The organism is Candidatus Chlorohelix allophototropha (assembly GCF_030389965.1).
GTDB classification, from domain to species: Bacteria; Chloroflexota; Chloroflexia; order Chloroheliales; family Chloroheliaceae; genus Chlorohelix; species Chlorohelix allophototropha.
On record NZ_CP128399.1, the window covers coordinates 2,406,466 to 2,430,880 of the forward strand.

Consider the following 24,415-nt stretch of genomic DNA (forward strand, 5'->3'; position numbering starts at 1 on the left):
ATTAGTCTAGCAGCCGTGTCAATTGAGCTTAGCTGAATTTTTATAAATCTAATCACTTCATTATAAAAATATAGCCGTAATTAGAAGGAACTATCACCTTCTTACGTTCTCCCACCGCTTGAACCTGAATCTCATTCGGCGGGTTACCATCGGACAGGCGTTGCCGGTCATCAATCATTTCGCGATAGATTCCCACCAGCGGGAACGGCACTTCAAGCTCGCGATCAAAGTCGGAAAAGTTTAAAAATACCATTGCCACCTGTTCGAGTTCCTGACCGTTAGCAGGGGCGTGCCTATGGTAAGCTATCACACCATCGCTTGGTCTCGAATCACTAAAATAATAATAAGACTCCCGGCTGCGAAGGGCGCGACAATCACGCCGGAGGGTGCCCAATATTCGGTATAGCCGAATAAGCGAACGCCCGGCTACATCATAGAAATGCTCCCAGTGAACCTCCCGTTTGAAACCAATCCGAGCGTTGCCTGCTCCCGGCAGCGTGTAATTCTCGGCAATCTCCTGCCCCTGCCAAAGCATTGGGATTCCCTGACAGGTGTAAAGAGCTATTGCATAGGGCTGTAATTTGTAAAATTTTGAGCGGTCTCCAAATCGAACATCGCCCTGTACATTACTAGGCTCTAGTCCTACCGAAGCAATTAAGCGGTCGTGGTCGTGCGACTCAAGATATTGGAAAGGCGCAACTGCCATCGGGATAGTGTTAATATCGGGATAACCGGAGAAGCGCGTATCCAACAGATGGGCAAAATCGGCATCCACATAGTTAAATTTAGCCATATCGGCTACTTTGTTTAACAAACCATCTTGCCAAGTGGAATTGGAATAAGTGTCATGAATAATCCCACGCGGGTTATATAGGTCTTCGGCACACTGAATCACGCGGCTATAGTTTCCAGTGCCTTGAAATCGTTCAAAAGACTGCGACAGTAAATAAGTCTGGTAAACCAGCGTCCCGTAGTCCTTTAAGGGATTATTATTATAAAATCCCGCCACATTGTCATAGCGGAAGCCGTCAATGTGATATTCCCGTAGCCAGTGGTAATTAGCAGCCAAAAAATACTGCAAGGTGAAGGGTTTGGTAAAATCGGCTTTTGGTCCGTAGTCGCCATCCTGACCGATCATAGGGCTTTCCTTGCCGGTAGCCTGATAAAGCTGCTTATAGGCAAATTCAGGTGCGACATGCTGGTAAACCACATCCAGAATTACGGCGATTCCGTTCAGGTGGCAGGCGTTGACTAGACGCTTAAGCCCTTGTACCCCACCGCAACGCTCGTTCGGTGCAAAGTAATGTAAGGGACCATAACCCCAGTCAAAATCCAGTTTTGGGCTGGTAACAGGCATTAATTCCAGCGTATTCACCCCTAGCGATTTTAAGTAGGCGATACGCTCTATGACGCCATCAAAGGTGACGTTAAATTCCTCCACCTGTAATTCGTACACCACCAAATCATCAATCTCAGGCACTTTGAAATCCTTGTCGCCCCAAGCGAAACTGTCGGATATGTCGGGAAAATCAAAAGCTCCCAGTTCTCCCACATCAGTTGATAGGGCAAAAGGGTCGGTGAACCATTCGACCACTACCTGTCCGGCTTTCCGTAGCTGGTAACGATACAAGTAACGACCCGGTTCACCAAAATGAGTCATGGCGGGTGGGGTTGGAGGCAATTTTAGATTTTCTGTTAGGTTAACAGTAGCTTGCCAAAGATCAAGAGGGCTTCCGGGAACCCACTGCAAAGCCACATCGCGGGGAGGAATATCCGGGGTAAAGCGATCCTCTTTGTGGATTATCCTAACTATCACTTGGTATTGTTCGTCAGGTCGAATGCCGGGTAAGTAAAGTCCAAAAGTGGCGACCGGGTTATCATCGGCATCTGCCTGTACCGAAACGCTAATTTCCTTGAAATTAATCATCCTTTGTCTCCTGCAATAATAAACCAGAGAGTGCCAGTGACTGCATCAAATTTCAAGATAGAGGACAAACTTTGTGGTATATTTTACCTCAAAGAAATAAAAAAGCTAATCATATGTCAAATTCTGCGGAGTATATTTCGCAAGAAGTTCATACAAAAACTAAACGCGCTTTGCAACCTAATTGGCGGTTCTGGTTTTGCATACTTACCCTCCTGATTGCCGGGCAGAATATTGCACATTTGGTAAGCAATGCCCTTGCGCCAATGCAACTGGATTACAGCGAAGGACTGCTGCTCGGTGGCGTGGAGCAAATCTTGCGAGAGCCAAACCCTGCCGCCCTTTATAATTTCAAGCCAGATTTCTACGATGCTACGGTGTTGGCTTACCCGCCCCTATTTCCCTACCTTTCTGCCTTATTAGCTCGTCTTATGACGTTAGTTCTGGGGGTAAGCGGGTGGCTCGTACCCCTTTATGCTATGCGGTTGTTGTCGTTTACCGGACTGAGCTTAACCACTTATTTCATCTATAAATTGGCGCGGCTCTATAACCCAAGCCGCTTGGTTAGCCTTACTGTCGCTAGCCTTTTCCTGTGTGCTCATCCGGTAATTTTCTGGGGCAGCACCGGACGAGTGGATGCGTTGGGAATCAGCCTGATACTTGCCGGACTATATGCCACCCTTAAAAGCTTGAAGGCGCAAGAAAATCCGGGCTTAAACCTGTTACTACTTAAACCCCTGCCGTTATTCTGGCTGGCATTTTTCACAAAGCAATCTTTGGTTGCCGCTCCGTTGGCGCTTGCGCTTTACCTGTTTCTGGCAAGACGAAGACGGCACGCGCTTATTTTTGGCGGTATTTATACGCTTGCGGTTGGGTTGGGTGTGTTGGCGCTGTCGTTACTTACCGATGGACGCTATCTCTTCTTTATTACGATGGAGCGTTATACCCCGTTTGCGCTCGACCAGATGCTAGGTAACTGGATTCTATTCCTGCTGCTACAAGCGCCTATTATTACAGTGGTGGTGTGGCTATCACTGCCAATTGTCAGGCATCAAAACGCTTTGAGACTGCCTTTACTGTGGGGTGGGCTGGCTGCTACTACCGCACTGACCGTTGGTAAAACCGGCGCGGCAGACTATTATTTCTTTGAAGCTGTTGCCGCATTATGTGTACTGGCAGGGTGTCTGCTACTTCCCGCGACCGTGTTCAAATCGCGTCGGTGGGTATGGCGAGTAGCTACTGGCTTGCAGATATTGGTGCTGTTGGCTTCAATGATTCCGGTGGTGTACCAGCCCAACAATTATGATTACCTGAAAGAGCCGTTTCAACAAGCTGTTAGTTATGTAAAGCAATATAGTGACACAAATGAAAAGCTCTTTATCGAACTGAGCGGTTCAGCTTTTGCAGCAGGACGCGGCGAACTGGTGTTTGATCATTTTATTTTTCGCCAGCTTGCCAGAGTTGGGCAACGCGATGGACAGTTATTGATAGAAGATGTAAAGCAGCATAATTTCAAAATGATGCTCTTTGGTTTCGATGTTCTTCATGAAGAACGCAATGGGGCGTATCGCTGGCCCGAAGGATTTGAACAAACTGTGCGCCAGCATTACCGCTTGATAGATACTTTACGAGGCAGCGAAGGGCAGGATTACGCCTGGATTCTAATACCCAAAGAGGGGGAATAAAACAGTTAGTACCCAAATTCTAAAAGCAACCAATAAAGATAGTGCGCCCCAACTCAATAGCGATTCACATTGGCGCTGGCGTTGGATAATTTTCACGCTAAGCCTGACCGTATTGCCATTGGTTTGGGCATGGCTGGTTACGCCAGCAGGTCAGCAATTTACCGGGCTGCTCTTTAACGCCAACGATGGCAATACCTATCTGGCGAAAATGGAAGAAGGGCGACAGGGCGCATGGGTGTTCCATTTGGCACATACCAGCGAACAGGGGGGCAATGGAGCAATTACCTTTGTGTTCTACCTGCTATTAGGCAAGATAGCCGGGCTTCTCCACCTCTCCAATATTCTGGTTTTCCATCTTGCACGGGTATTGGGGGGATGGTTGCTTTTAGAAGTTAGTTATCGTTTCATCACCTTACTCTTTAATGAAATAGTTCGGCAAAGGTTGGCTTTTCAGTTGGTTTGTGTGGCATCCGGCTTTGGTTGGTTGCTGGTAGCCTTTGGCGTAAATGCGCCGGATTTCTGGGTGGCAGAGGGTTATACCTTTCTGAGCATTTTCGCTAACCCCCATTTCCCATTGGCTACGGCATTATTAATACTTGTGATAATCGAAACGCTATTGGGGCTTGAACAGCGGCAATGGTTGTATTATTTTAAAGCGGCAATTGCAACACTGATTTTAGGGTTTGTGCATCCCTTCCTGCTGATTACGCTTGCCGGAGTGCTGGCGGTTTATTGGTTTTGGTTGTCTCTCGCAAACCGCCGCCCGGATTGGTGGGGCATGCTTGGGCTAATATTGGTGGGGCTGACGGGTACGCCCGGACCTTTCCTGACATGGTGGGGCACAGAAAACGACCCGCTCTTGAAAGCGTGGATGAGCCAGAACCAGACCAGTACCCTTGATCCGCTAACTTCGCTGTCAGGTTACGGGCTGTTAGTACCGCTGTCGCTTATAGCAATATGGTGGATAGCCCGCCACCTACCCACGTTGGCTGGTAAAAATTCGCTTTTAAATCGGCGCTGGCAATTGGTGGTGATTTGGTTGTTAGTTACGGTAGGGCTGTTGGCATTGCCGCTAAATTTTTCGCGCCGCTTTCTGGAAGGAATTCACCTACCTCTGTGCTGTCTGGCTGCTGTGGGTTATTACTCTCTGGTTATAGAACGCTTCAGGTTTGATTTAAAAGGGCGGTTGCTGGTAGGAATAAGCGCACTATCTAGCTTGGGGATGGTAGTTATTGCAGTAGCTTTAATTTACCTACCACATGATGATTTGAACGACCCGGTGCGGGTGCCTTATCTAAGCGCGGGGGAAATTGGCGCGATAGAGTGGCTACAGCAACATAGCAAGCCAGAGGAAGTAGTGTTGACGGGCCCGTTGCTAGGCAATGTGCTGCCGGGGCGCGTGCTAATTCATGTTTTTTACGGGCATTCAATGGAAACAATTAATTCCCAACAAAAGCTGACAATTATGCAGCAATTTTTCGCGCTAGAAACTCCAGACTCAACCCGCCAGCAAATTATTCAAACATGGCATCTAAATTACCTGCTTTACACTTGGCGCGAACAAAAACTGGGCAAATTAAAGCCAGCCACAGAGGGCTGGCAACTGGTCTATTCCGCTGAAGGGGTACAGCTTTACCGCTTTTGAGGCTAGAGATATTTATTTGGTTTTTAATCTCTTACCGGGCCACCACGTAGCATCGCCTAACAACAATACCACGCCCGGTACTAATAGTCCGCGTACAATGAAGGTATCCAGCAGAATACCGACTGCAACCACAATTCCAAGTTGGTATAAATCCCGCAGAGGCAAAGTAGTCAGCACTAGGAATGTACCTGCCAGAATTATACCTGCCGAGGTGATAACCCCGCCGGTATTGGTAACTGCTTTCTGAGTACCTTCCACCAAACCTAATTTAGCAACCTCTTCGCGGACACGAGACATCAGGAAGATAGTGTAATCCGCACCGAGCGCCACCAAAAAGATAAAGGCGTAGAGTGGGGTTGCATATGACAAACCATCATCGCCTTGAATTGTGGTGAACAAGAACGAGCTAATGCCAAGCGCGGCAAAGAAATTGAGCAATACCGCTGCAAGCAGGAATAGGGGCGCTACCAAACTCCGCAATAGCAGACCTAGAATAAGCCCGGTTAGTAATATCACCAAGGGTATCACGATCAATTTATCATGATCACTGGCTTGGCGAGTATCATCCAATTGTGCCGTCATGCCGGTCAAACTAACGTTTTCACCCAGTCCTGCTTTTTGGGTGGCTTGCTTGGCTATAGTGCGGATTGGTGAAACGCTGTCAAGGGCTGGAACTCCATAAGGGTCGCTTTTTAGGGTGATTTGCAACCGAACTACCGTGTTGCTTGGTGAAATATAGGAAATTGTTTGGGCGTATAGTCCGATAATTTGGGGATTTAGCGAGCTTCCTCCCGGCATGCTCCCGGTGGTAGGCATCTTGCCAGACCTGATTGCCTCGGTAAGAGCGGGCGGCAGGGTTGCGAATTGCTGCTGCAAACTGGCAGGGTCAACCGAAGGCGTTTTACCATCCGGGCGGGTAGGACCACTAACCATCGCTACATTTGAATTAGTAGCAATAGCCTGACTAATCTGGTCTATTTCCACTAATTTCTGATAAGCATTAGTGCCATCTTTAAGCTGAATAACTACATCGAAGGGGGCAAGCGCGCCCGGTTCAAAGTTGTTGGCTAAAATCTTGTAACCGCTGGCAGAGGCAGTGGGCTGGCGAAACCCGGTCAGGAAGTTATAGACTTCATTTACACCGAGATTGCCCAAGCTAAGTATCAGCAAGAATACTAGACTTCCCAGAACTGCTACCAAAGGATGATGGCTTACCTGTCGAGCAAGTTTCCCCCAGAAAGTGGGTTTTGTACTAATAGCCTTATCCTTTTTGAGATCGGGGCGAAAAGGCCAGAAGGCAAAACTACCCAGTATCGCTAAGAGAGCAGGAACTAGGGTTAACCCGGCAATAAGCATAACCGCAATAGCAGTTGCCAAGGAAGGACCAAGCGAATGGTAAATACCTACTATCGCCAGTAATAGCACCAACAAAGCCGCTATGACCGTTCCCGCGCTGGATAAAATAGCGCTTGCCACTCCAAAATAAGCGTTGCGAAGGGCTGTTAGGCGGTCAGGCGCAGAATGTAGCTCTTCACGGTAGCGGGATATAAGGAATATGGTGTAATCGGTTCCCGCGCCAAAGAGCAGAATAGTCATGATGGAACTGTCCATCTGACTGATTCCGAAGAGATTGGCTTTAACTGCTAAAGCCAGTATCCCGCCGATTACGCTTTGAGTAATGCCGACTGCAATCAAGGGCAGTAAAGCTAAAACTGGAGAGCGATAAATCACAATTAATAATACCAATACAAGCGCAACCGTTGTAAGGAGCAAAGTCACATCAGTTCCGGTAAAAACCAATTGCGCATCTGCTGCCACTCCACCCGCACCGGTAACTTTGACCTGTAGCGACGAACCGTGCCCATCAAGCGGGTCAGTAAACGCGCGGATAGCCTTTACTGAATCGGTCAAGCTCTTATCGCTGGAGGATAGAATATTCAGCGAAACTATCATAGTCATAGTTGTACCATTCGCCGAAACCAATTGCGAACGGGACTGTGGCACGGTATAAATGGAAAGTACCTGCCCAACCTTGGCAGGCTGATTACCCGAAACCAACCAATCGCTGACTTTCTGGGCTGTGGCAAAATCACTATCAGTTAGACCGGATGGATTGTAAAATGCGATTATCGCGGGAAGACCTTTACGATCAGGGAAAGCCTGTTCCAACAATTTGGAAGCTCGAACCGATTCCTGATCACCAATGTCCGAAGCGAGATTATCATCATATAGGCTGGACAGTTTTGGCGGCAAACTACTCATTAAGCCTGTCAGTAAAATCCATACTATCAATACTACCCAACGCCCTCGTTTGCCGGTAACTAACTTACCTAAGCGATATACTGGGTTATTTACGGGCGGTTGGTTTCCGGTTAATTCAGGTTGTTGTACTGCGGAAGTAAAAGCGCTTTCTACCTTCATGACCTCATCCACCTCTGCTTTTTTAATATAGATACAGGGAGTCACGCCGCTTTGCTAAATTCGGCGACCGAATCTAGAGTTCGGCAATTTCGCAGTCCAGCTTGTCCCGTTTCAAAAACGTGGCTTTCTTTCTACTGTGACCTCCTGAGGGAATGTGTCCGAACTACTTTACTACTTATAATATCATATGCTGCTTGTCTTTGTAGCAAAACTTGATCAATCAAACTTGACTAGCTTGAGTAGGGAGCGAAGGCAAATGAAAGAGAGCAATACCAATTAAAGCCGATGCGACTGCAAAATAAGCGTTAAGTAGAACAGTTTCAAGCAGGAGGGCTTTAAAACCCTCCTGTCGTTATATCATTAAATCCGGGGGAGGCGCTCATGCGTGGAAGTGGCAGATTTGCCCAATGCGATTTGTTGCTCTACAAACTCGGTAAGGCGCGCATTGAGATCATCCGGCTTTTCATCCTGCGGACAATGAGCCGCATCCTTCACCAAATACACCTCCGCCTGCGGAATCAGCTTTTGCCATTGCGGCAACATTATTTCGGGCTTCATCGCGCGGTCATGCTCACCCCACATGATGAGAGTGGGTAACTTCAGGTCTCCCGATTTCAGAGGCAACTGGAATTTAGTGAAATTGCGCGTCACCGCTAGATAGGAAAAAGCCGCGCCGGGAGTACGCAAGGGAGCGTGGAACTGCTCTACCAGTTGAGGTGTGACTTTCCGCTTGTCCCAATAAGCCTGTTCCAGCCCGGCACGTGCCGCCCATGCCGATGCGCTCATCGCCAACGCCGCCGCTTCACCCAACAATGGCGCACTCAAGGCATTGAACATTAGCATGTCGAAACCGGGACGTTTTACCTTGCGCTCTTGATTTAGGGCTTCGACTTCCAGCTTGCCTTGATCCGGCAAGCCGGAGCTATCTACCAGTACCAACGCTTGCACGCGCTCAGGATAGTTCAGAGCGCATTGTATCGCCGCCATGCCGCCCATCGAATGTCCCACCAGTATCACACGTTCTTCGTCCTTGTGCGCCACCAGATCACGAATCTGCTTTGCCCATAGGTCAGCGCTGTAGTTTACCTTGCTACCGGGCAGCTTCTCGCTGTAACCAAAGCCCAACAAGTCCAACCCGTACATGCGGTAGCGACCGCGCAAACTTTTGAAAGCCTCTCGCCAGTGTTCAATGGATGCTGCGTAGCCGTGAATAAAAACCAAGGCGGGTTTATCCTTGCTCTGTTGCGCCCACACACGTTCCTGCGGGTCGGCAGCATCTAAATTTGGCAACGATTCCCAGTAGCGAAACTTACCGGGTTTCCAAGATACGTAATGTTCATTTATGTAAAGTTTCTCATCTTTGGAAAGCATATATGTTAACCTCGAATTGTGTAAACGAAAAAAGTACAAAGCTTTCCTATTCTATACCCTTTATAGGGATAAGAGATTAAAACAATTGGAATATTTAGCAAAGATATAGTTGGTTTTATGTTGACACTTTTATGTTTACTTGATAGCATAAATACACTATCCAAAGATGAGCGCATGTAGCCACAAAAACGAGTTTTGCTTCTTGCTTTATAGCTACTTTCGCGCACACATTCTTTATTTATGGGAAACCTACCTGCCGCAATTGGCTTAAGCAGGAGAATAGTTGGGATGATAGGTTCTTTGCTCAAAGGGAGATACCGAATCGTCAACCAGATTGGGGTTGGCGTTTCTTCGACTGTGTTTGAAGCAGATGATATTCAGACTGGTACTAGGGTTGCAATAAAAGTTCTAAAACCAGAGCTAAACCAGAACCTTACCTTTTTGCAACGTTTTAGACGTGAAACTCGCACTACACAATCGATTAGTAGCCCATACATCGTAAAAGTTTACGATTACGATGTGCAAGACGGTCACAATTACATAGTAATGGAATTAGTACGCGGAAAAACCTTGCGCCAATTGCTGGACGAAAAAAGCCCTTTGCCCATCATCCAGAGTTTGCGTTATACCATTCAGATTCTAGACGGCGCGACAGAAGCGCATCGCGCCGGTATCGTCCATCGCGACCTCAAACCTGCCAATATAATGGTAACGCAGGATGGCACGGTGAAGGTGATGGATTTCGGTATCGCTAAAGACGCAGCAATGACTTCGATTACTTCGGACGGTTCGGTTATCGGTACGCCCTACTATATGTCACCAGAACAGGTGAAAGGGCTATCGGTTGACCCACGCTCGGATGTGTACGCTATCGGCGCAATCCTTTACGAAATGCTGACAGGCGTACCCCCATTTGAATCCGAGTCCACCTACGCCATCATTACGATGCACATCGAAAAGCCGCCCACTCCGTTGAATGTAGTAAACAACAACATTCCGATGCTGCTTAACGCAATGGTACTGAAAGCGCTTGCCAAAAGACCGGAAGACCGTTATCAGAATGCCAGTGAAATGGCTTACGCCCTGCGACTCTACCCCGGCGTTACCAGCGAAGCCGCCCGCACCGCAGATGGTCCAACCGTGCCGATACCGCATTTGTACATGCCGCACCCTCCTGCGCAATCTGCGCCACCGCCCTTTGTACAGGAACTGATCAATAACGATCTTACTTCACGTCCAGATATGCAAGCGCCGCCTATCCAAAACTATAATCCTACCCCGTCGCCTTACGCGCAACCGTCTGTTCCGCCTTCTGGCTCGAACCCGCCTTATAATATGCAGGTTCCACCCCAATATGTCCGACAAAACCAGCCGCCGCCCTTTGTGCAGGAGCTAATCAATAACGACCTTACCAATCGTGCGGATATGCAAACTCCCCCTAAAAATGGGACTCCTCCGCCGCCCTATATGCAGACTCCTCCACCTTCTGGCTCGAACCCGCCCTATAACATGCAGGTTCCGCCTCAATATGCGCAAACCCCACCACCACCTTCTGGCTCGAACCCGCCTTATAATATGCAGGTTCCGCCCCAATATGCGCAGCAAAACCAGCCGCCGCCCTTTGTGCAGGAGCTAATCGGCAACGACTATACTATCCGACCGGGGATGCAAGCGCCACAACCCGTTCAGGAGCAAATCAAAAAAGAACCGACTCCGCCGCCGGTAGGCTATAATCCTACCCCACCGCCACCCATTCAAAACTATAATCAAACACCACCTCCGAACGGTCAAGCCTCGATGCCAACTGTGCCAATGCCGTTGGTTGGACGCACTCCTACACCTCCGCCACCTATTCAAGGTTATAACCCTACACCTCCTCCCATTCAGGGCTATAATCCTACGCCACAGCCGATAGGTTATAACCCTACACCGCTGCCACCTATTCAAGGTTATAACCAGACTCCACCTCCTGCTGCTCAATCGCCAATACCTGCGGGAGCGCAATCGCCCATCCCACCCGCGATTCAAGCGCGTACTCCTACGCCACCACCTATACCAGGTGTATCGGGTTATGGCAAAATACCCGCACCACCTCCAAACAAGAAAAAACAGGCTGTTCCTTTGTGGCTGCTTATCGTATTAGGGTTATTTGTGCTTGGGGGCGCAATTGCGCTGATAATCGTGCTGGCAAGTTCGAACGGGTCTAATACGGTGGCGCAGAATACTACTGCCCTGCCAGTGCCAACTATTCCCAGCACTTCATCGGGGACAACCACTGGCGCGCAAGCGACTACCGCAACGACTACCGCAACGACTACCGCCGAGCAAACCGCTTTAGTAGCCACTACTGCCGGAGCATCGCCTACGCCTGATCCCGATAACACCGCCTTCAATGCTGCTTCTGCTGCTTTGCAAGCCAAAGATTGGAAGACGGCGATTAGCCTGCTAGAAGGGCTTGCCGCCCATAACTTCAAAACGGCTGAGGTAAATGATCGCCTAAAATTGGCGTATTGCTCTTACGGACGCGAACAATTGGGCGCAGCCGACCCCTCCGAGCTTCAAGTTATGCTGGAAAAATGTCTTGCCCTCGACCCAAATAATACCGAGGCGAAAGATGCCTACGATCGAATTAAAAGCTACCGGGAAGGCGCAATTTTTGCTTCACAAAGTAACTGGGCAGCAGCTATACCACCACTTGAGAAGGTTTACGCTCTCGATGTGAACTTTCGGGATACCGGTGCACTACTGTTCAACGCCTACCGCCAGTATTTGGGCGCACTCACCGACTTACGTAGTTATAACGACGCCCTAAAAGTTTGTGACAAAGCGAGACAAATGACTAACGGAGCGGACTATTCACAAATTGACGCTTCTTGCAAGCGAGTGCAGCAATTAGCCGCACCCACTGTGCCTGCGCCTACACCAAAACGAGCGCCTACCGCTACCCCGCGCACCTGTTTTAGCAACTTCTTCGCCTACAACGTGGGGCAACCGGGTGTAAACAATGTGGCTGACCTTGGTTCTAGCGCTATCACGGGGCTTGTAATCAACCGCAACAAAGGAGCAATCGCCGGGGCAACTGTGCGAGTGAGTACGGGCGGTTTCAGTTTCACCACACAAACCGATGGAGGTGGACGCTACCGCATCGGCGGGCTTGGCAAGGGAGCTTGGAATGTCGTAGTAATCGCTGCGCCGGGCTACTCCATCTGCACCTCGCTTTCAGCAGCAGTCACGGTAAGCGGTGAGCCTTCTTTTGTCGCCTCCGCCGATTTCGTAGAATCCGAGCCATGATAAAACACGCCGTTTGATTTGAGGCGTTTAAGAAATAGAAGCAGGCAAGGGGCATAAAGTTCCTTGCTTTTTTGTTTGCCCTGAATCCATACTGTAAATGTAGTTGTACAATTGTAGTAAATCCCGCGTTTTATCTAAACAGCAGCCCTTTTGAGGTGCTCAAATACTAGAGAGCTTTATGGATAATAGAAAAGGCTGTAGCATCCTCGAATTGTAGTATAAACTACTAAAAATCAGTGAATATGCTATATAAACTGATGAATAACTCACTTTTTAAAGCCCAACCGGGCGATTGCTAAATAAGCCGTTGCGCAAGTGCATTTCTTTAGTTGGATTCAACTCCGGTCGCATATCTGAAAAGAAACAAAGTGAGGTAAAATTGGTTAAGCAAACAAGTGACAAGGTAGCATCCCAACAGGTTGATACATTAGTAGAGCACGAAGTTGAAACCACGCTTGAGGGAAAGCTTACACCGGAGATGGTGGAACAGTTCCAGAAAGAGGTTTTTGCTTGGAAAAAGGCTTACTTTAAACGCCACCCTATAAAAGGCGCGTTGATCGCAGCTTTTGTGACATTGCGTATTTTCTACGGTTTATTCTTTCTGTATGCTTTTTACCAGAAATTCTCAAAACGTTGGATGACTACGGATACTATGCAGAAACATTTCCGACAGCGTTATGAAGAATTAGAACCAAATTCATTCTCGGCGCGCTATCTGAAATTTTTTGGTCTCCCCTTCTACAAACCAATTGCTTGGGTTTTGGTGCCTAGCCAATTAATAATTGCGCTGAACATGGTCTCTGGAACTGCTACAAGGAAAACCGGAGTTTTATCACTCTTTATACTATTGAATATTGCTGCGGGTGGTTACGGCAATCCCACCTTACCTCCGTTCATAGTAAACGCTATCTTTCTGTCAGTATTGCCCTCCGGTCAATGGCTAGGATTTGACCGAAAGCTTCACGAACGGTACCCAAACAATTCTTTGTTCGTTTAGAAGCTAAAGCGCGGGGACGGTTCTATTCGCCCGACGCTACTACTAAGCAGAGCGTCTTACTTCCCAACCAAAGCTCTGTTATTATTTTTCTTAGGTTGGGAAGTAATTTGATTTTTCGCGATACTGTACCGGGCAAGAACAACATAGTTGGGGAATAGATAGGAAGATTACGCCTCTTACAGATCTAACATTAGCGGTTTTAAAATGGCTTTTTCGTGCTGAAGCAACCAGCGTTTGCGCTCAAGCCCGCCCGCATAGCCGGTAAGGGTGGCGTTTGCCCCGATTACTCTGTGGCAGGGTATCACAATTGCGATAGGGTTAAGCGAATTTGCCAAACCAACTGCGCGTGCTGCGTTGGGCTTACCCAATTTTGCCGCCACTTTGCCGTAAGAGGCAACTTCTCCCGCCGGTATATCTCGCAAGGCTGCCCATACCATTTGTTGAAAAGGTGTGCCGCCGGGATTTACGAGGATTGAATTAAGGCAATTAAAGTCTCCCGCTAGATAAGCGCGTAATAAACTGCTGAAACCACACGGGTCGGGACTTTCTTGAAGTTGGGTATTTTCGTAGCGTTGTTGCAACAATTTGAACATACGTGCCTCATAGCCGGTATAATCCAGTGCGCACAGGCGGTTGTTCTCTACTACGATTATTATTTCTCCAATTGGAGAATCTATTCGATCAACCAACAAGTTAGGCAAAACTCACATCCCCACAAAACATTGCAAAATAGAACGCTAGGGCAGTATAAGTCATTCCTGAATGTTAGTAAAACTAGCTGTTGTATAGGAAATAAGTACCGCATGTTTCAAATTTGATTAAAGGAAAGTTATAATGTATAAAATGTGCCGTAATTGAATTTGATAGATAAAGGAGTTAATTAATGTCGGGAGAAAATGCTTTCTCTTTTTTGCGTAGAATTGGTACTGACCTTGCACTCCAGAAGAAATTGATAAATCGCGGCAACTTCGGACCTGAGGTTTTGCTCGAAATAGCGGCGGAAGAGGGTTTTGTTTTCAACCTCGATGATTGGTTAACAGCAGTACACGCTATTTACGGGGAAACTGAAGAACTATCTGAAGATGCGCTTGAACAGGTTGCGGGCGGTAACTTCGATCTTTATAACAACAGCGCAGTTCAAAAAATCGTCAAGGTTAGCTATAACTGGATAAAATAGCCCAATCCGATTTAATACTTCTGTGAGAGGGCTTATTACAGGAAAGTTTGCAACTTCTCTTGGTCTTTAATCAATATGTAGCCTCGTTTCGCCTCAATTGCACCCGCTTTTTGCATAGTACGCAAAGCACGTCCCACCATTTCACGTACTGTTCCCGCCATCGCCGCCATTTGCTGTTGGGTAAATTGGCTGGTGACTTGCTCGCTTATGCCCACACCCAATATCGGCTCTTCTCCTAAACGATTCAGCAGAAGCTTTGCCACTCGCGCCGAAACCTGTTTCAGCGAGACTTCCGCGATAAGGGTGGTCAGATGTCGCAAGCGTGCCGAAAACACTTTTGCCACCGCGCGCGCCACCGCTGGTTCGGTTTCCAACAAGGTTCTGACCGTTTCTGCCGGTACTATCCAGATAGTACAATCATCAACCGCATCGACACTAGCCGGATTCTGCCCTCCATCAAAAACGGGTACTTCATTAAAAGAGGTTCCTGCCCCCGCCAATCTTAAAACTTGCTCGCGACCACCCGGTTCAGCCTTGAAAATGCGAACGCGCCCCTTCACCACGTAATATAAGCCTCGGCAAGGTTCTCCCTCAAGAAAAAGTATTTGCCCTGCCTCATATTTTTCCTCATAGGTGGTTGCCGCCAATCTTTCCAGCGTAAGACTATCCGTCTCTAACCCGGCAAAGAATGGAATACCTCTAAGCAACTCCTTATTGCTCACCATAACTCAATCTCTTTTACAAATAATTAGCTAAGCGACTTTTGTCCTATTCATCAGGCGCTTATGAATATATAGTTACCTTAAGTTTATCAGGTTTTAACAAATATTGGAGGAAAAGATGTTGCTTAATTCTATAAATAAAGGTGTAGCTACCGGCGTTCTGCGTGAAGAACATGAAGCTATATTAAAAGTAATGGGCTTCTTTGATAAAGCGCTCGACCGACTCGAAGCTACTAAGCCTGTTCCCCTAGATTTTCTTGAGGGAATTGTGGAATTTTTCAGCTTGTTTGCAGACAGATGCCATCACACTAAAGAAGAAGAAGTACTGTTCCCAATGATGGAAAGTTTCGGTATCCCAAGAGAGAACGGACCAATCGGGGTAATGTTGAATGAGCATACCTTAGGACGTGACTATGTGCGCCAAATCGGTGAAGGCGTTGCACGGCTGCAATCTGGAGATAATAGCGGCAACGCGCTACTAATTACCGCCGGAACTAGTTATAGTCGTCTGCTGCGGGAACATATCTTGAAAGAAAATCAGGTTCTTTTTATGCTGGCGGATAATGTTCTGGATGCCACCATTCAGGCAAAGGCGTTGGCGCAATTCGAGAAACTGGAAGTGGAAAAGATGGGCGAAGGTACTCATGAACGGTTGCATGCCCGGATTGATATTATGGAACAGCAAGCCTCAAACTGGTAACGGAGTGACCTTTTTATGGCTTATGTAATTACGCAAGCTTGCCTAGATGTAAAAGAGCGTGCCTGTGTGAGTGTTTGTCCAGTAGATTGCATCTATGAGGGTGACGAATCAGATCGGATGCTCTTTATTCACCCTGAGCAGTGTATTAATTGCGGAGCTTGCGAAATGGAATGCCCTCATTTTGCCATTTATTCTGAGGAGGATGTGCCTGAAAAATTGAGGGCTTTTGTTACTATCCAGCGACTCTTTTTTGAGGAACCAGCTAAAGCGCGGGAAGAGCTTAACCGTCTTTATCCACGTTCTAGTTGCGGTGTTCTCTAATGAGCTTGCGCTGACTATTTTGGACTAATTACTGCTGTGAAGTTTCCATATTAACAATAATGAGGTGGATTCAAGCCATCTCATTATTTATTTTTAGCACTATATGGGAGAACTAGACTCAGTTTTAGGTAATTAAAGTGCCTGAGTTGTTACAGATAAATACTAATTATCTAAAGCTACCCTGAGTATCTTTGCTAGAGATTTGAAAGTATATGGTTTGGGAAGAAATTGTGTTTTATTATCGAAATTTGTAGTATTGTTAACCATTTCAATACTATAGCCGCTGGTAAAGATAACGTTTACATCGTTGTCTTTCTCACGAATTTTTTCTACTAGATCAATGCCACTAATACCACCGGGCATTATTATATCGGTCAGTATCAAATCAATCTCTTTTTTATGTTCTTCCCACAACTTCATGGCGCTTGTTGCATTTTGGGCTTCCAAAATTTTGTAGCCGAGTTTTATTAAAATGCTTTTCACCATTGACAATACAATAACTTCATCTTCAACTAGAAGGATGGTTTCACTTCCACCTTTTACTAAAGAGTTATATTCTTTCTGCTGTTCATTTGTCAAAAGTTCACTATCAATAGGAACATAAATATTGAAAGTTGTGCCTTGTTCCAGCGTACTATAAACAGTTATCCAACCTTTATGCTGTTTTATGATGCCATAAACGGTGGATAAACCAAGCCCTGTACCTTTTCCCAGAGCTTTGGTGGTATAAAATGGTTCAAATATATGAGGCAATACCTCTGCACTAATGCCGCTTCCGGTATCGGATACGCTTAAGCAAACATGCTTACCTAACTGAGCCTCAAGATTATAAGTAACGTACAAAGGGTCAATGTCAACCACTGAGGTTGTGATAATCAACTGCCCACCCTTTGGCATTGCATCGCGGGCGTTAACAGCTAGGTTAAGCAAAACCTGCTGAAGCATTCCTTCATCGCCTCTAACCGACTGCAAATTTGGATAATAATTAACTCTTAAGGTAATATCCTCGCCGATTACGCGCCTTAACATCTTACTCATTTGTTCTATTACATCATTTATATCAAGCAAAGAGGATTTCATTACCTGACGACGGCTGAAAGCAAGCAATTGCTGAGTAAGGTTAGCTGCGCGATTTGAAGCCAACGATACTTGATTTAAATATTCGATACCATCCGAATTTAAAGATTGAGTATTTACGGTAAGGTCGGTATAACCCTGGATTGCCGTCAATATGTTATTAAAATCATGTGCCACACCGCCAGCTAATTGTCCAACCGATTCCATCTTCTGCGCTTGTCGCAATTGATTTTCTAGATTTAATCTTTCGGTTATATCAAAAGCATAGGCATGTACCAGTTGTTTTTCCACTATTGGGAAAAATGACCAAGTAAATGTTTTCCCATCTATCACATATTCTGGGGCGGTTATAGACTCATCGGTCTTCAAACAATTGAATACAATATTCTGCCATTTGGAAGGTAGTATTTCAGAGGGATGGTTCTTGTGTAATTCTCCGGTCAATCTTTCAGCCGCTTCGTTAAAATAGGATAATTCAGCATTTGAGGTAAATTCAATTACTGGGTTAGGGTTATAGCGTGGAAAAGCAGCAAGGCGACTTGCCAATTCTTCGGCAAGCTTACGCTCGCTCAAATCAAGTGAAATACTTAATGCGCCTAAGAAAACATTTGAGTCCTTAACAGTGGAAATAATTGTAAAAGTCGGAATTATGACCCCGTCTTTTCTTCGCCTTGCCAGTTCACCTTCCCAACTTCCGCTATTCTCAACTTTCAGGCGAATTTCATCCTTAAGTTGTTGGCTAATATTATCACCGGGATATAGTAGCGCAAATAAATCGTTAGCTTGCAATGAGTTACCGGACAATTCATAAAATTCTTCGGCAAACTTATTCCAGTAAATAATCTTATATTGATTGTCGGTGGCTAACACCGCATTACGAACATTGTCAAGCAATGAGGCTTGAAATCTTATTTTTTCCTCGGCAGCTTTCCTCTGAGTAATATCTGTCATTACTGCCAGATAGGCGGGGCTTCCTTCCCATGAGGTTTCAATAATATTCAATTCGGCAATAGTTCGCGCACCATCTCTTTTCAGAATATCAATTTCAGTAGTATCGCCTGAGAATACAGGGAAACCGAAAGGAAGACTGACAATATCCGATAGAGGGCGACCAAAAAGCTTTTCGGCTTGAGGGTTTGCAAACCTAACAAAACCTTCATGGTCTATTACCAAAACCGCGCTCAACAGCTTGTTTATAATATTCCTAAAGCGGTTCTCACTGGCAAGCAATTCGCTATCATGTTGATCAAACTCAACGTTGAGATCATTCATTTTTTTGTTCAAGTAGTTGTGCATGCTAATGGTATAATAATTTTATACTTCATCCTGAAACAAACTGCCAAGCCGCTCAACTTCACCAGCACTTACATGTATGGGATTACCGGCAATAATGCCTGTAATATTGCGGAAAGGTTTGCCAATATGCATACCTGAACCATCAATTGAGAACTCTCGAATATCTTTATCATGTGCGGAACCGCGCATTTTCAATACAGTTAAACCTCGGCGCATTTCACCAAACATTTCAACATAACGAAGCAGGATAATAGAATCTGTTATGGTTGAAATATGAGCTTCTGTTACAGAAGAACCGCCGAGCAAGGTAGGCGTTGTAGCAGTAAATAAACCAGCAATTTCTTGATGCTTAATAAAGGCAGTCAACCCTATTACGAATTCTCGGAATCCACGCATTGTTGAGACTCTCTCAAGCGCGGATAAGCTATCAATAGCTACTCGATTTGGGTGGAACTCTTCAATAATCATCTTCATTTTAATGAGATGATCTTCCAGTCCGGCAGTCTCAGGGTATTCACAAACTACTTTTAGTAGCCCGTCCTTTTCAAGTTGCTCATAATCCATGCCCCAGCCGGTTGCGTTTCTGAACAACTGCTCGCGACTCTCTTCAAAGGCAAAGAGCAAACAGCGTTCCTGATTTACTGCGCCACCATGAATGAATTGGGTGCTGACTAAGGTTTTACCCGTTCCGGTTGCGCCAGAGACGAGTAATATCGAATCTCTAAAGAATCCGCCACCACACATGTGATCCAATTCAGAAATACCGGAACTAATACGTACATTGGAAGAACGCTGCTTTAATTCCATTGCCGATAAAGGAACAATCATAATCCCTTCACCGGGAATAATTGTAAATGGATATTCGCCCTTTTGGTGGGTAGTACCTCTGAATTTTAAAATCTCAATGGTACGTCGTCGTTTTTCTTCTTCCAGCACATTACGCAAGATAATTACATTATCTGCTACAAACTCTTCGACTCCATAACGTGCAATCTCACCGTATTCATGAATTCGTTCAGCCGTTAATATAGCGGTTACACCCATCTTTTTCATAGCCGTAGCTATTCTGAACAGTTCATTTCTAATCAGGCTGTTGTCATTAAATTGGGTAAAAATTGCGCCCAGTGAGTCCATCGAGATTCGTTTAGCTTGGATACGATTTACGGCACTTTCGATGCGGGCTAACAAAGCACCCAGATCATAATTACCTGCAATAGTGGTTTCCGAACCGGGTTCAGGAGAGGCATCTACGAAAGCCCATTTTCCTTCTTTCTCCCAACTTGTGATGTTCCAACCTATTGCTTCCATATTCTGCCGAATATCAAAAGGGGATTCTTCAAAAGTTACAAAGACTCCACTTTCCTCATATTTATCAATACCTTCCGCCAGAAATTGGGCAGCAAAAATTGTTTTAGCGCTACCGGCTGTACCGGTTACAAGAGTTGTCCGATCCTTTGGTATTCCACCATTGGCGATAAAATCAAATCCCTCGATGCCGGTTTTAAGCTTCTGAATTAAGGGAAGAATTCCATTAGAAGACATTATCTATTCCTTTACCCTTTCCTCTACCGATATGTGGAGATCAAGACCAGTTATAACTTTATTCTTGTCTGTTAAATCTCCTATTACTCGTCGTGCTGGAGGAGGTATTTGCTTAACCAGCGTAGGGGTTGCTATGATCTTGTCTTCTTCAGCCAAATTAGGCCTTTCCAAAACATCAACAATTGTTATCTCATATTGACCTGGAATAATTTCATCACAAATTTGGTAAAGATTTGAGATAGCACGTTCGGATTTAGAAGTGTGACCAGTTATGTAAAGTTTAAGCAAATACTTGCTCATTATTTAAACTCCAGGCTCGCGTCCATTTACGAAGGATTTATTTCTGGTTTCATACACATAATAATTACGATAATAAGATACCAGATGCCCCATTAGTTCCAATAAGAGGTAACGACCTTCTTCGGCATATATTTTTGCTTGTTCGGGTGGGCGGCTAACGGTTGCTATTTTTAAAGCTTTTTGATGCAGCAGCACAATATCACGGGGACCGGCTTTCAAAAAACCCAATCCGTCTGCAATGCTACGCAAACGTTCAGAGATATTATGATTGACCTTGAAAATTTGCGATTCAACCGCTTCATGGAGTAGTTTCGCATAATCTTGTATCAGCTCAGAAAATGTATCAGTTGCAATTTCTGCAAGAGAGGCTACCCCAAAAGCCTGTGCCGTAATTCCAGTACCCGGTGGCGTTGAAAGCCTTTCAAATTCTTTATATTCTCTGCTTGCTGCTGTATTTGTGCCATTTCCTTGCACAAATACGCTGAACACCCGTCTAATGATAATATCATTATTAATCTGTCCTCGAACGAGATAATCTTTAGCGCCAATATCTAAAACTGATTCCACGAGAGTTTCTTCATAGTTATCAAGAATAACTATTACAGGTAGGTTGATGTTAATCTCGTGTAATTTCCTGATACTAGATTTAAGTACATCTAAAGTTTGTGAAGGGTAACTTAAGATTACTAAATCAGAATTCTCATTACTCAAGAGTTTTGTTGCAGTAGTCAGATCGGCAGTTGTGATCAATTCAAAGCGAATATTTTTGGATATATTGATACTAGATAGTGACTGAGTTAATTCGTCACTAGCTTGACCAATAACCAGAATACTTACTCTCTCTACACCCATAGTTGTAATTGCCTTACCAACACTCTTTTGTAGCAATGAAAACCCACAGTCGATTAGTACTATTATAGCATAGCCAGCTTTAAGTACATAAAATTGATTGTCCTTTCGATTTCATTAATATATTTATTTAGTTTCTTTTTTATTAATTCGTTTGTTTGTATTTAGATAATATTTTTCAAGGGGAATTAACCCTAGTCAGCCGAGGGTATCGGGGGCAGCCATTCACTTAGGTGCTTTTCGAGTTGCTGTAATGTAACAGGTTTGGCTATGTAATCGTCCATTCCAGCAACAATACACGCCTCCCGAGTTTCAGACATCACATTGGCTGTCATTGCAATAATCGGAATATGCTTACCGCTAATCTTCTCTTTGGCTCGAATCATACGAGTGGTTTCAAATCCATCCATTACTGGCATCAAACAATCCATCAAAATCATTCCATAATTAAAGCGTTCTAACGCCGCTAAGGCTTCTTCACCATTTGCAGCTATGTGCGCCGCATAACCCAGTCGCTCTATTTGGTTGGCAGCGAGTTTTTGATTGGCGAGTATATCTTCTACCACCAATATCATACGTCCGGCTTTTAATTCTTTTGTAAAAGATATTTTTGACCTAATAGCTGTTTTGGGCAGGCTTTTGCCTTGATTTCTTGATTTTCTTACCAACTCTTCAAGCGTATCTATAAGTGGTAATTGTTTAAATGGACGGTTCAAATCCACACTGAAATATTCACGCAATTCCTTACGCCCATCAAGGCGGCTTTCATAATCTGAAAGCAATATCAGATGTTTGGTTTTTAAGTCATGATTAGTTTTTATAGTCTTAGCCAGTTCTAACCCGCTCATATCATCCAAGTTGTTATCAATCAAACAAAAATCAACCTGTTCATCTGCAAGCCTAGAATTAAAATATTCCAAAGCAGCTTTACCGTTTGATAGCCGCTTAATTTCCAGTTTTATCGGCTCTAAATAACGATATATAATATCTCTTACATTTTGGCTGCTGCTCACCAAAACAAGCTCGCGTCCTCTGAGAAGTGAACTTTCAAGTATAGTTGCACCTTCCAGAACCTTAAAGGGAATTCTAAACCAGAAAGTAGTTCCCTTACCTTCTTCGCTCTCAACTCCAATTTCGCCGTTCATCTTCTCAACCAATCGGCGAGTAATCGCTAAGCCTAAACCCGTTCCACCATATTGGCGGGTAGTTGAATTATCTGCCTGCCTAAACGGCTGGAAAATAAGATCTCTCGTATTCTGAGGAATACCGATACCATTATCACGCACGTAAAATTTCAGAATACAGTTATCTTTAGTTTCCTCAATACAAACGACCTGTACTACAACTTCGCCTTTATCCGAAAATTTAATGGCATTGCTCAGTAAATTAAGCAGGATTTGCCTTAAACGTCCGGCATCACCACTAATACGTCTGGGTATATCAAGCGCTATATAAGTAAGGAGTGATAACCCTTTTTCAACTGCTTTTGCTGCAAGCAAATCTGCGGCGCTTTCCACTACGCTGGTAATTTCCACAGGTTCTTCATCAAAGATCAGTTTATCGGCTTCAATTTTTGAGAAATCCAGAATATCATTTATTATTGACATCAGGGAATTAGCCGAATCTTTAATAACTGTAGCAAATTCAAGTTGCTCTTCATCAAGCCCTGTATCTACAAGCAATTCAGACATACCAATGATACCGTTCATTGGTGTCCGAATTTCATGACTGACAGTAGCAAGGAACTCCGATTTAAGCCGGGAAGTTTCCAGCGCTTCATCACGCGCCGCCCTCAAAGCCTGTTCTATCTGGCGGCGTTCTGTCATATCTGTGACAACTGCCACCGAACCTATGACTTTGCCATCACTCCAACGCGGAGAGCCAGTAATAAGGGCATAAGTGTAAATGCCTGAACTATGGCGAAGGCGTATTTCATAAGTGAAGGTTTTGCCTGCTTTACGTAATTCCCATATTTGCTCCATATAGGGAATGTCTTCTTCAAAAACAAAATCGAAGGGAGACTTACCAATCAACTGGCTTGATTTATAGCCCAGTATTGCCGCATAAGCCGGATTGACATATTCGAACTTGCCATCCTGATCTGCCACCGTCAAGCCTTGCCCCATCGTATTCATCACTTTTAGGGCAAAATCTCGCTGGGTACGTAATTCTAACTCTATATTTTTACGTTCGGTAACATCCTGTGAAACCCCAAGAGTTTGGGTAAGCTTACCCGCAGCATCGCGTTTAAAAGCAATAACACGGTCACTAAACCAATGTAATTCGCCATTGGCATGTAACATCCGGTATTCTATCTCAACAATTTTTCCGGGGTCACTTTCTTGAAGAGTATTCAAGGCAGCGTGTAGTAAATGATAATCTTCAGGGTAGATTAACTTACTAAGTACACCTTCCCCGATTTCAGCAATTTGCTGCTTGGTATAACCCAATAATGATTCGATTCCCGAATTCACGTATAAATTACGATCCTTGACGGTATCATAAACATATAATAAGTAAGGGATAGTATGAGTAATGCTTTCAACGAAGCGTTGACTTTCCAGAAGTTCTTGCTGACTTTGTATCTTCTGCGCCAGCAATACTGTTAGGTCATTTTGGTTTAATTCATTCTGCGCTAGTAGAGCAAGGTCACGGAGGCTTTCTCTATCGGTATCGCCGAACTTACGTGGTACAGTATCTATCAGACAAAGTGTACCCATTTTATAACCTGCGGTACTCGTTAGAGGGTATCCGGCATAGAAGTTTATATGTGGCTCACCAATAACCAGTGGATTGTCAAAAAAGCGTGGGTCTTCTAGGGCATCTTCTACAACAAATATCGTATCACTTAGAATCGCATGAGCACAAAAAGAAACAGTACGAGGAGTCTCTCTTACATCGAGACCAATACAGGCTTTAAACCATTGCCGATTTTCATCAACAAGACTTACTAAAGCAACTGGAACATTAAATATGCGCGTCGCTAAACGAACAATGCGGTCAAAGCGTTCTTCGCTATTTGTATCAAGTAGATTTAATGCCCTGAGGCTTTTCAACCTCTCGGCATCATCGGCAGGTATTCGCGGTGTTAACATTT

17 protein-coding genes are annotated in these 24,415 nt (G+C 45.1%); 7 read left to right on the top strand and 10 right to left on the bottom strand.

The features are described from left to right. Positions 1-52: 52 nt before the first annotated feature. The gene (locus OZ401_RS10590) at positions 53-1,927 is read right to left on the bottom strand and encodes an alpha-amylase family glycosyl hydrolase (RefSeq protein ID WP_341468202.1); all 1,875 of its coding nucleotides are present in this window, start codon (positions 1,925-1,927) and stop codon (positions 53-55) included. A 113-nt stretch (positions 1,928-2,040) separates the two neighbouring features. On the opposite strand from OZ401_RS10590, the gene OZ401_RS10595 reads away from it, so the two are divergent. Further along, positions 2,041-3,609: a hypothetical protein gene (locus OZ401_RS10595; RefSeq protein ID WP_341468203.1), complete on the top strand. Its 1,569-nt coding sequence runs from the start codon at positions 2,041-2,043 to the stop codon at positions 3,607-3,609. A 112-nt stretch (positions 3,610-3,721) separates the two neighbouring features. Next, on the top strand, positions 3,722-5,254 hold the full coding sequence (locus tag OZ401_RS10600) for a hypothetical protein (protein WP_341468204.1): 1,533 nt from the start codon (positions 3,722-3,724) through the stop codon (positions 5,252-5,254). A 12-nt stretch (positions 5,255-5,266) separates the two neighbouring features. On the opposite strand, the gene OZ401_RS10605 is transcribed toward OZ401_RS10600, so the two are convergent. Both OZ401_RS10605 and OZ401_RS10610 read right to left on the bottom strand, forming a co-directional pair. Further along, positions 5,267-7,675: an MMPL family transporter gene (locus tag OZ401_RS10605; RefSeq protein ID WP_341468205.1), complete on the bottom strand. Its 2,409-nt coding sequence runs from the start codon at positions 7,673-7,675 to the stop codon at positions 5,267-5,269. Positions 7,676-8,035: 360 nt separating this feature from the next. Beyond that, positions 8,036-9,046, bottom strand: a complete 1,011-nt coding sequence (locus OZ401_RS10610; protein ID WP_341468206.1) for an alpha/beta fold hydrolase — start codon at positions 9,044-9,046, stop codon at positions 8,036-8,038. Between the two features lie 288 nt (positions 9,047-9,334). On the opposite strand from OZ401_RS10610, the gene OZ401_RS10615 reads away from it, so the two are divergent. Together OZ401_RS10615 and OZ401_RS10620 are read left to right on the top strand one after the other, a co-directional pair. After that, on the top strand, positions 9,335-12,337 hold the full coding sequence (locus tag OZ401_RS10615) for a protein kinase domain-containing protein (protein ID WP_341468207.1): 3,003 nt from the start codon (positions 9,335-9,337) through the stop codon (positions 12,335-12,337). A gap of 379 nt (positions 12,338-12,716) precedes the next feature. Continuing rightward, positions 12,717-13,334, top strand: coding sequence for a DoxX family protein (locus tag OZ401_RS10620; protein ID WP_341468208.1), 618 nt, complete (start codon positions 12,717-12,719; stop codon positions 13,332-13,334). A gap of 176 nt (positions 13,335-13,510) precedes the next feature. Here OZ401_RS10620 and OZ401_RS10625 read toward each other — a convergent pair whose 3' ends face one another. Next, complete coding sequence (locus tag OZ401_RS10625; protein ID WP_341468209.1) at positions 13,511-14,035, bottom strand: methylated-DNA--[protein]-cysteine S-methyltransferase; 525 nt, start codon at positions 14,033-14,035, stop codon at positions 13,511-13,513. A gap of 182 nt (positions 14,036-14,217) precedes the next feature. Between OZ401_RS10625 and OZ401_RS10630 the strand changes: the two genes are divergently transcribed. Continuing rightward, entirely contained in the window at positions 14,218-14,511 is a 294-nt protein-coding gene (locus OZ401_RS10630; RefSeq protein ID WP_341468210.1) for a Nif11-like leader peptide family RiPP precursor, read from the top strand. A gap of 35 nt (positions 14,512-14,546) precedes the next feature. Here the strand turns inward: OZ401_RS10630 and OZ401_RS10635 are convergent, their stop codons facing one another. Continuing rightward, positions 14,547-15,236, bottom strand: coding sequence for a Crp/Fnr family transcriptional regulator (locus OZ401_RS10635; RefSeq protein ID WP_341468211.1), 690 nt, complete (start codon positions 15,234-15,236; stop codon positions 14,547-14,549). Positions 15,237-15,351: 115 nt separating this feature from the next. On the opposite strand from OZ401_RS10635, the gene OZ401_RS10640 reads away from it, so the two are divergent. Together OZ401_RS10640 and OZ401_RS10645 are read left to right on the top strand one after the other, a co-directional pair. Next, positions 15,352-15,933 (top strand): hemerythrin domain-containing protein, encoded by a 582-nt coding sequence (locus OZ401_RS10640; protein ID WP_341468212.1) that lies wholly within the window; start codon positions 15,352-15,354, stop codon positions 15,931-15,933. A gap of 15 nt (positions 15,934-15,948) precedes the next feature. Continuing rightward, the gene (locus tag OZ401_RS10645) at positions 15,949-16,254 is read left to right on the top strand and encodes a 4Fe-4S dicluster domain-containing protein (protein WP_341468213.1); all 306 of its coding nucleotides are present in this window, start codon (positions 15,949-15,951) and stop codon (positions 16,252-16,254) included. Positions 16,255-16,416: 162 nt separating this feature from the next. Here the strand turns inward: OZ401_RS10645 and OZ401_RS10650 are convergent, their stop codons facing one another. The 5 genes from OZ401_RS10650 to OZ401_RS10670 form a co-directional block, all read right to left on the bottom strand. Beyond that, the gene (locus tag OZ401_RS10650) at positions 16,417-18,603 is read right to left on the bottom strand and encodes a hybrid sensor histidine kinase/response regulator (RefSeq protein ID WP_341468214.1); all 2,187 of its coding nucleotides are present in this window, start codon (positions 18,601-18,603) and stop codon (positions 16,417-16,419) included. Positions 18,604-18,645: 42 nt separating this feature from the next. Continuing rightward, entirely contained in the window at positions 18,646-20,169 is a 1,524-nt protein-coding gene (kaiC, locus tag OZ401_RS10655; protein WP_341468215.1) for a circadian clock protein KaiC, read from the bottom strand. Positions 20,170-20,172: 3 nt separating this feature from the next. Beyond that, positions 20,173-20,469 carry a circadian clock KaiB family protein gene (locus OZ401_RS10660; RefSeq protein ID WP_341468216.1) on the bottom strand — a complete coding sequence of 99 codons (297 nt, stop codon included), beginning with the start codon at positions 20,467-20,469 and terminating at the stop codon, positions 20,173-20,175. Positions 20,470-20,472: 3 nt separating this feature from the next. Beyond that, on the bottom strand, positions 20,473-21,321 hold the full coding sequence (locus tag OZ401_RS10665; protein WP_341468217.1) for a response regulator: 849 nt from the start codon (positions 21,319-21,321) through the stop codon (positions 20,473-20,475). Positions 21,322-21,512: 191 nt separating this feature from the next. Continuing rightward, positions 21,513-24,374, bottom strand: coding sequence for a response regulator (locus tag OZ401_RS10670; protein ID WP_341468218.1), 2,862 nt, complete (start codon positions 24,372-24,374; stop codon positions 21,513-21,515). Positions 24,375-24,415 lie beyond the last annotated feature (41 nt).

Excerpts from the sequence above, each read along its gene's own strand:
- OZ401_RS10590 (WP_341468202.1), bottom strand. The coding sequence starts at position 1,927 with ATGATTAATTTCAAGGAAATTAGCGTTTCGGTACAGGCAGATGCCGAT.
- OZ401_RS10595 (WP_341468203.1), top strand. The coding sequence starts at position 2,041 with ATGTCAAATTCTGCGGAGTATATTTCGCAAGAAGTTCATACAAAAACT.
- OZ401_RS10605 (WP_341468205.1), bottom strand. The coding sequence starts at position 7,675 with ATGAAGGTAGAAAGCGCTTTTACTTCCGCAGTACAACAACCTGAATTA.
- OZ401_RS10610 (WP_341468206.1), bottom strand. The coding sequence starts at position 9,046 with ATGCTTTCCAAAGATGAGAAACTTTACATAAATGAACATTACGTATCT.
- OZ401_RS10615 (WP_341468207.1), top strand. The coding sequence starts at position 9,335 with ATGATAGGTTCTTTGCTCAAAGGGAGATACCGAATCGTCAACCAGATT.
- OZ401_RS10630 (WP_341468210.1), top strand. The coding sequence starts at position 14,218 with ATGTCGGGAGAAAATGCTTTCTCTTTTTTGCGTAGAATTGGTACTGAC.
- OZ401_RS10635 (WP_341468211.1), bottom strand. The coding sequence starts at position 15,236 with ATGGTGAGCAATAAGGAGTTGCTTAGAGGTATTCCATTCTTTGCCGGG.
- OZ401_RS10640 (WP_341468212.1), top strand. The coding sequence starts at position 15,352 with ATGTTGCTTAATTCTATAAATAAAGGTGTAGCTACCGGCGTTCTGCGT.
- OZ401_RS10645 (WP_341468213.1), top strand. The coding sequence starts at position 15,949 with ATGGCTTATGTAATTACGCAAGCTTGCCTAGATGTAAAAGAGCGTGCC.
- OZ401_RS10650 (WP_341468214.1), bottom strand. The coding sequence starts at position 18,603 with ATGAATGATCTCAACGTTGAGTTTGATCAACATGATAGCGAATTGCTT.
- kaiC (WP_341468215.1), bottom strand. The coding sequence starts at position 20,169 with ATGTCTTCTAATGGAATTCTTCCCTTAATTCAGAAGCTTAAAACCGGC.
- OZ401_RS10660 (WP_341468216.1), bottom strand. The coding sequence starts at position 20,469 with ATGAGCAAGTATTTGCTTAAACTTTACATAACTGGTCACACTTCTAAA.
- OZ401_RS10665 (WP_341468217.1), bottom strand. The coding sequence starts at position 21,321 with ATGGGTGTAGAGAGAGTAAGTATTCTGGTTATTGGTCAAGCTAGTGAC.